Origin of the sequence: Dyadobacter sp., assembly GCF_051859145.1 — a bacterium.
Lineage (GTDB): Bacteria > Bacteroidota > Bacteroidia > Cytophagales > Spirosomataceae > Dyadobacter.
The window spans coordinates 1,012-7,682 of sequence record NZ_JBHYGF010000200.1 but is presented as its reverse complement, the minus strand read 5'-3'; the positions used below and the strand labels follow the sequence as shown (position 1 = coordinate 7,682).

6 protein-coding genes are annotated in these 6,671 nt (G+C 47.2%); 4 read left to right on the top strand and 2 right to left on the bottom strand.

Annotated elements, in window-relative coordinates; genetic code table 11:
- Positions 1 to 89 precede the first annotated feature (89 nt).
- A complete protein-coding gene (locus ACTIE6_RS12740; protein ID WP_439557002.1) occupies positions 90 to 863 on the bottom strand; it encodes a YdcF family protein in 774 nt (257 codons plus the stop codon).
- A gap of 152 nt (positions 864 to 1,015) precedes the next feature.
- Here ACTIE6_RS12740 and ACTIE6_RS12735 point away from each other — a divergent pair, with 152 nt between their 5' ends.
- The gene (locus ACTIE6_RS12735) at positions 1,016 to 2,371 is read left to right on the top strand and encodes a thioredoxin-like domain-containing protein (RefSeq protein WP_439557001.1); all 1,356 of its coding nucleotides are present in this window, start codon (positions 1,016 to 1,018) and stop codon (positions 2,369 to 2,371) included.
- A gap of 6 nt (positions 2,372 to 2,377) precedes the next feature.
- Here the strand turns inward: ACTIE6_RS12735 and ACTIE6_RS12730 are convergent, their stop codons facing one another.
- The gene (locus ACTIE6_RS12730; protein WP_439557000.1) at positions 2,378 to 3,481 is read right to left on the bottom strand and encodes a lactonase family protein; all 1,104 of its coding nucleotides are present in this window, start codon (positions 3,479 to 3,481) and stop codon (positions 2,378 to 2,380) included.
- Between the two features lie 114 nt (positions 3,482 to 3,595).
- Here ACTIE6_RS12730 and ACTIE6_RS12725 point away from each other — a divergent pair, with 114 nt between their 5' ends.
- From ACTIE6_RS12725 to ACTIE6_RS12715, 3 genes are all read left to right on the top strand, one after another.
- Positions 3,596 to 3,934 (top strand): tRNA-binding protein, encoded by a 339-nt coding sequence (locus ACTIE6_RS12725; protein WP_439556999.1) that lies wholly within the window; start codon positions 3,596 to 3,598, stop codon positions 3,932 to 3,934.
- A gap of 83 nt (positions 3,935 to 4,017) precedes the next feature.
- A complete protein-coding gene (locus ACTIE6_RS12720; protein ID WP_439556998.1) occupies positions 4,018 to 6,246 on the top strand; it encodes a heavy metal translocating P-type ATPase in 2,229 nt (742 codons plus the stop codon).
- 111 nt (positions 6,247 to 6,357) lie between these two features.
- The gene (locus ACTIE6_RS12715) at positions 6,358 to 6,567 is read left to right on the top strand and encodes a heavy-metal-associated domain-containing protein (protein WP_439556997.1); all 210 of its coding nucleotides are present in this window, start codon (positions 6,358 to 6,360) and stop codon (positions 6,565 to 6,567) included.
- Positions 6,568 to 6,671: the final 104 nt, after the last annotated feature.

Below are 6,671 nucleotides of genomic sequence, written 5' to 3'. Positions count from 1 at the left end.
TGAAGATACGATCAGGCTGCCAAAACCAATCAATGAAGATCTTTTAAGAATGGTGAAAATCCTCAGCGTATAAAGCGCGGATTTTCACATTAGGCGTAGCCGGTCAGTTTATATACAACATACCCGATCAGTTCATGCCACAACACACTAAAATCAGCAAATGCGTTGGCATCGGGAACCAACAGACGATCAAAAGTGATCCCGTTGTACCCGCCACGGTAAGCGGCGCAGAAATAATCGGTTTTGACACCGGCTTTCTGAAAACAGCCGAGTGAACGGCGCATATGAAAAGCGGAGGTTATAAGCATATATCTCCCGTTCGGAAATTTTTGTTTGAGGATACGCGCAGAATACAATGCGTTTTCACGTGTGTTTCTCGCTCTTTCCTCGAACAAAATGTCAGCAGGGGCAACTCCCCATTTCACAAGCAGGTCGGCAGCAACCCGCGTTTCTCCCTTCCGCTGCTCCATCTGATAATCCTTACTAGCACCTGTGATCAGGATTTTTCTGATTTTGCCTGCTTTGTAAAGCCGGAAAGCCTGCACTATCCTATCGCCATTATCACCCGTTGAAATCAGGTCTGTAAAAGGTTTTTCCCCATAAATCAGACCGCCTGAAAGCAGGATACCTACATCGTAAGTACCTTTTACATTTTTAAGCTGCACCACCCGCGGTTCCCACCAGTTGAGCGCTTTGGTAACGAAATAGGTATTGGAAACCAGATAAGTCAGCACGATCGCCAGGCCGATCAGCCGCTTCTGCCATTTATGGTTTTTGGTAAAAAGCGCCAAAATCATCAGCATGATTATAATGCTTAGCGGCATTACCAGAAAGTCTATGGCTTTGGAGAGAAAATAAAACATTTGAATAAGAACCTGATAGATGTTATCGTTTTGAAACTAATTTTGTCCGACCCGAGATTTGAAATAATTAAAATAAACACTGATAAGCAAACACCTGTCTGATGAGCGCTTTTATACGAAATGCCTGTTTGTTACTCCTATTCGCTTTTTCCATGTCCGCCCATGTACTTGGTCAGGGTTACCGCATTGAAGCCAATATCAAAGGGGTCAGGGATTCTTCATTTATCATAGGACATTACAACAGGACACCCAACCAGTTTGTACCAAAAGATACCGCCAAAGCAGACGCGAGCGGAAAAATCGTTTTTGAAGGCACGACAAATCTGCCGGGCGGCTTATACGTCATCCTGTTTCCGGGTAATCAGCGGCTGATCGAACTGGTATATTCAGGCAAGGAAACGAATATCAAACTGGAAACTGACACGACTGATCTGATCGGCAGCATGAAAGTGATCGGCTCGAAAGAGAACGAAATATTTTATAAATATCAGCAGGAGCTGAAAAACAGCTCGAAGCAGATTGAGCAGTTTAACAAGGAAAACGGGGCCGACTCCCGCAACAAGATCAAAGATATCCAGCAAAGCTTCGCCACTTACCGCCAGAAAATGCTGAGCGAAAACCCGCAAAGCTTTACGGCACAGCTGCTGAAAATGTCGGCGGATCCCGAGATACCTGCCGCTCCCAAGCTGGCAAACGGCAAAACCGATTCCATCTGGGTTTTCAATTATTACAAATCACATTACTGGGATGCATTTGATTTTTCAGATGCAAGAATCGTCAATACGCCGTTTCTTGAACCAAAACTCGACCGCTACTTCAAAAACCTGGTCGTACAGGTTCCCGACTCGCTGATCAAGGATGCGGATGCAATTGTGAAGAAGGTTTCTGTTAATAAGGATATCAAGTCCTGGGTGGTTTTTTACATTGCAAATCAGTATGAAAATCCGAAAACCGTAGGTACCGAGGCGCTTTGGGTACATATGGCCGAGAAGTACTATCTGTCGGGCGATATGGATGTTACTGCTGAGAACAAGAAACGTATAGCCGAAAAGGTGAATACTTTGAAGTATCTGCTGGTAAACAAAACCTTCCCTCCATTGAGCCTGACGGACCAAAACGGAAAGAAGGTAAGTGTGCAGACCATTCCGGCAGAATATACCGTGCTATTTTTTTACGCACCTACCTGCGGGCACTGCAAGGAAGCTTCGCCGGTATTGAAAGCGTTTTACGACAAGAACAAAGCCAAAGGCATTAAAGTAATGGCGATTTCCACGGAGCATAATATGGAAGAATGGAAGTCATTTATCAAAAACTACCATTTAGAAGATATCATTAACGGTTTCGATGCGCTGCAACAGATCGATTTCAACCGCAAATTTGACGTGGTCACGACGCCTACCATTTATATTCTGGATAAAAACAAAAAGATCATCGCCCGCAAAATGCCTGTGGAGCAGCTGGAAGACTTTTTGAATTACTATCAAAACAAAATGGCACGAAAACTCTGATCATTTTCAGGGAAATACAATGCAAATGGGCAGCTTCACAGAAATGCTCTCCTGTTTGAAAGTCAGCTTGCCGGTTGCAGGATCCACATCGTATACAACCAGGTTATCAGTAAATTGATTGGCCACGATCATCAGCTTTCCACTCGGGTCGATATTGAAGTCGCGGGGAGTGGCAATGGACTTTGTCTGCTGATCCACCATTTCAAGTTCCCCATTTGCCTTGATTGCAAATCCGGTAATGGAGTTATGCCCGCGGTTGGAAACGTAAACAAACTTCCCGTTCGGATGCAGATGAATAGCTGCGCTGGTGTTGGTTCCGGCAAAATCCGCCGGAAGTGTCGGGTAAGTTTTAATGGCGGTAATCGCGCCGTTTTTATCAACTGAACACGATGTAAGTGTGGCATCCAGTTCATTCAGCAGGAACAACGACTTGCCTGACGGATGTATAACCAAATGGCGGGGGCCTGCGCCGGGCTTTCCGGTAAAAAATGGTTGCGCCGGATTAGGTACCAGCTGATTTTTCCGGGTATCTACTGCGTAATTCATGACTTTATCACTCCCCAGATCCGTAACGTATACGAACTTACCGTCAGGGCTGGCTGTCGCAAAGTGCGCGTGCGATTTTTCCTGCCGCTTCTCATTTGGCCCGGTACCAGTGTATTGTTCTTTGTAAACCGGCGCACCCAACTTTCCGCCCGCCTCTACCGGATAGGCAGTGAAGCTGCCGCCTGTGTAATTAGCCGCAAAAACGAGCTTCCCGGATGGATGTACCCCCACGTGGCAGGGATTGGCGCCTTCAGAAGACTGGCTGTTGAGGTAAGTCAGCTTTTTATCCTTCCCAATGGAATATGCATCCACCTTGTTGTTGCCGCCAGCTGCATAAAGCGTTTTTTTGTCAGGAGAAACTGCAACATAGCCAGGCCCGACGGAAGTGTTAAAAGTATCTATGAGCGTGATCTTGCCTGTTGACAAATTAAGCTCGCAAAGCGAAATGGACGAATTAGCGCCTTTGTCCTGCGTGCCGATGTAAAAGGGAATGGTTTTATCCTGAAATGAAACCAGCGCCAGCGAAGCGGAAAGCAGCAATATGGAAAGGATAATGTTTTTCATGATCGTGGTTTAGAATGGGATTTTACCAAACGTACTCAAAAGCGAACCCAAACCTGTTTTTAATGTTGTTTAAATAGATAATCAATTTGAAACAAACCACAATTCCGGATTCCAATGGAAACGATTACCTGGCAGGACTTTGAGAAAGTTGACCTGAGAGCAGGCACGATCATCGAAGTCTCCGACTTTCCAAAAGCGCGTAAACCAGCCTTCAAACTCAGGATAGACCTTGGCCCTGAAATCGGGATCAAAGCCAGCTCTGCGCAGATCACCAAACGTTATACCAAGGAACAGCTCCTCGGCAAACAGGTACTTTGTGTCGTGAACTTTCCTCCCAAGCAAATCGCCGATTTCAGATCCGAAGTACTGACAACGGGCTTCATATTACCAGATGGAGAGGTGATTCTGGCAAGTCCGGATTTCGAGGTTCCGAACGGAACGAGATTAGCCTGAGAAATCATGTAAATCCCGGCCAGAATTGTGTAATGCTGCGCGCAAATGCAGCTGTTAATTTTGCAGACAAGATTTACAAGGCTATGGATACAACATCAGAAATTCATAAAGTAACGCTTCCGGTAACCGGAATGTCTTGCGCGGCTTGCGCAGTGAGCGTTGAGAGTATGCTTAAAAGTACGCCGGGAGTTGAAAATGCCGGGGTCAATTACGCGAGTCAGTCTGTGTCGGTGGGATATGATCCTGAAACTGTGACCTTACAGCAGCTAAACAATGTGCTGAATGGGATCGGGTACGGACTTATCATCGAAGACGAAGAAGAGGATGCGCTTGCCGAACAGGAGAAAGCCCGCCTGGCGCATTATGAACACCTGAAAACGAGTACAATCTGGTCGGGTGTACTTACTGTGCCGGTGGTGATACTGGGCATGTTCTTCATGGACCTGCCATTTTCAAATTACGTCATGCTGGCATTGACGGTTCCGGTGCTATTCATTTTTGGAAAAGACTTTTTTGTTAATGCATGGAAACAGGCCAGTCACGGTAAAGCAAATATGGACACGCTGGTCGCATTAAGTACCGGGGTCGCATTCCTTTTCAGTACATTCAATACCTTCTTCCCGCATTTCTGGCATGCCCGCGGGCTGCATCCGCACGTATATTTCGAGGCCGCTTCCGTGATCATTTTCTTTATTCTTTTGGGTAAAATGCTGGAAGAACGCGCCAAAACGAAGACCTCCGATGCATTAAAAAAGCTGATCGGCTTGCAACCCAAAATAGTGCAGGTAATCCGGGAGGGAGTGGAAATGGAAGTGAATGTAAAGGAAGTTGTCGCCTTTGATGAAATCCTGATCCGCGCGGGAGAAAAGATACCAGTTGACGGAAAGCTGATCTCGGGAAGCTCATTTGTAGATGAAAGCCTGATGACAGGAGAACCGGTCCCTGCCCTCAAAAACGCAGGCGACCCTGTTTTTGCCGGAACAATCAACCAGACCGGCAGCTTTACATTCGTGGCCGAAAAAGTAGGCAAGCAGACCGTTTTGGCACAAATTATCAAGACTGTACAGGAAGCGCAGGGAAGCAAAGCGCCTGTGCAAAAATTGGTTGATAAAGTAGCAGGTGTGTTTGTCCCCGCCGTCATTGCGATCGCAGTGCTGACGCTGGTGGTGTGGATTTTTGCCGGTGGCGACAATGCATTAACCCACGGTTTAATGGCCGCAGTATCTGTTTTGGTGATCGCTTGCCCCTGTGCGCTCGGCCTCGCTACGCCTACTGCGATGATGGTAGGTGTAGGAAAAGGAGCTGAAAACCATATCCTGATCCGTGATGCAGAAAGTCTTGAAAAAGCGTACCGCGTGAATGTGGTCGTATTGGACAAAACCGGCACGCTCACCATGGGCCGCCCGGTCGTTACCGATTGGATCTGGAAAATTACCGAAGGTGACCGGGAAAAGCACCTGACTGCTATCAAGTCCATTGAATCACGGTCCGAGCATCCGCTGGCCAGCGCGATAGTGCAGCATATTGAAGCGCCTGCACAGTTGAATGTACGCCAGTTTGAATCCGTGACAGGAAGCGGCGTACGCGGGAAAGTAGGCAATATCCGTTACACAATCGGTACCCTCAACTTTCTGAAAAGTGAAGAGATTATAGTTGACACCGAAGTAGTCAGCGAGGTAAGACAAATTGCCGAACAGGCCAAAACTGTAATCGGAATAGCGGCAGACAAAGAGCTTGTAGCAGTAGTGGCTATTGCGGATACCCTGAAACCGACTTCACGCCAAGCAGTGGCCGAATTGCAAAAACAAGGGATAGAAGTGATCATGCTCACCGGCGACAACCAGCAGGCCGCCGCGGCAATAGCCCACGAAACCGGCATTGTCTCGTACCGCGCAGAAATGAAACCCGACGATAAAATGCAGGTGATCCGGCAGCTGCAAACGGACCAGAAGATTGTGGCCATGGTCGGCGACGGAATTAATGATTCGCAGGCACTGGCGCAGGCCGATGTGAGCATTGCAATGGGAAAAGGATCTGATATCGCGATGGATGTGGCCAAAATGACGCTGATCACTTCCGATCTGCTCGTTTTGCCGAAAGCATTGAAACTGTCGCGCAAGACAGTCGCAACGATCCGGCAGAATTTATTCTGGGCTTTTATTTACAACCTGATCGGTATCCCCATTGCGGCAGGAATTTTGTATCCAGTCAACGGATTCCTGCTTGACCCGATGATCGCAGGCGGCGCAATGGCGCTGAGCTCGGTGTCGGTAGTAATGAACAGTCTGCGGTTGCGGGCGGCGCGGTTGTAGGCTGGCTTTCCCAAAACTTTGCAACAACCCGCGGTAATTGTGTAATGCATGGCTTGCATGGAGTACCGATATTTGTAACATCGATTAAATACCCTGATTTCGAATAACAGAATGGAAACAATCAAATTTAAAACCAATATCAAATGCGGCGGCTGTGTGGCTACCGTTACGCCTTTTTTGAATGCAGATAAAGAGGTAGCTCACTGGGCCGTAGACCTGGAAGATCCGCAAAGAATACTGAAAGTGGAAACTTCTCATTCTGCGGAGGAAATTGAAGAACTGATCAGGAATGCAGGCTATGTAGCCGAAGAAATAGCCTGATAATTAATATATTTGGCATACAATGAAAAACAAATTGCACCGATCGATCACCGCCCTGATGGCATTTCTGGTACTGTTCAGCAGTACGGGATTTGCATTGGTGG

Bases quoted from the DNA above. Each gene is read 5' to 3' on its own strand.
- ACTIE6_RS12725 (WP_439556999.1), top strand. From the start codon at position 3,596: ATGGAAACGATTACCTGGCAGGACTTTGAGAAAGTTGACCTGAGAGCA.
- ACTIE6_RS12730 (WP_439557000.1), bottom strand. From the start codon at position 3,481: ATGAAAAACATTATCCTTTCCATATTGCTGCTTTCCGCTTCGCTGGCG.
- ACTIE6_RS12740 (WP_439557002.1), bottom strand. From the start codon at position 863: ATGTTTTATTTTCTCTCCAAAGCCATAGACTTTCTGGTAATGCCGCTA.
- ACTIE6_RS12735 (WP_439557001.1), top strand. From the start codon at position 1,016: ATGTCCGCCCATGTACTTGGTCAGGGTTACCGCATTGAAGCCAATATC.
- ACTIE6_RS12720 (WP_439556998.1), top strand. From the start codon at position 4,018: ATGGATACAACATCAGAAATTCATAAAGTAACGCTTCCGGTAACCGGA.
- ACTIE6_RS12715 (WP_439556997.1), top strand. From the start codon at position 6,358: ATGGAAACAATCAAATTTAAAACCAATATCAAATGCGGCGGCTGTGTG.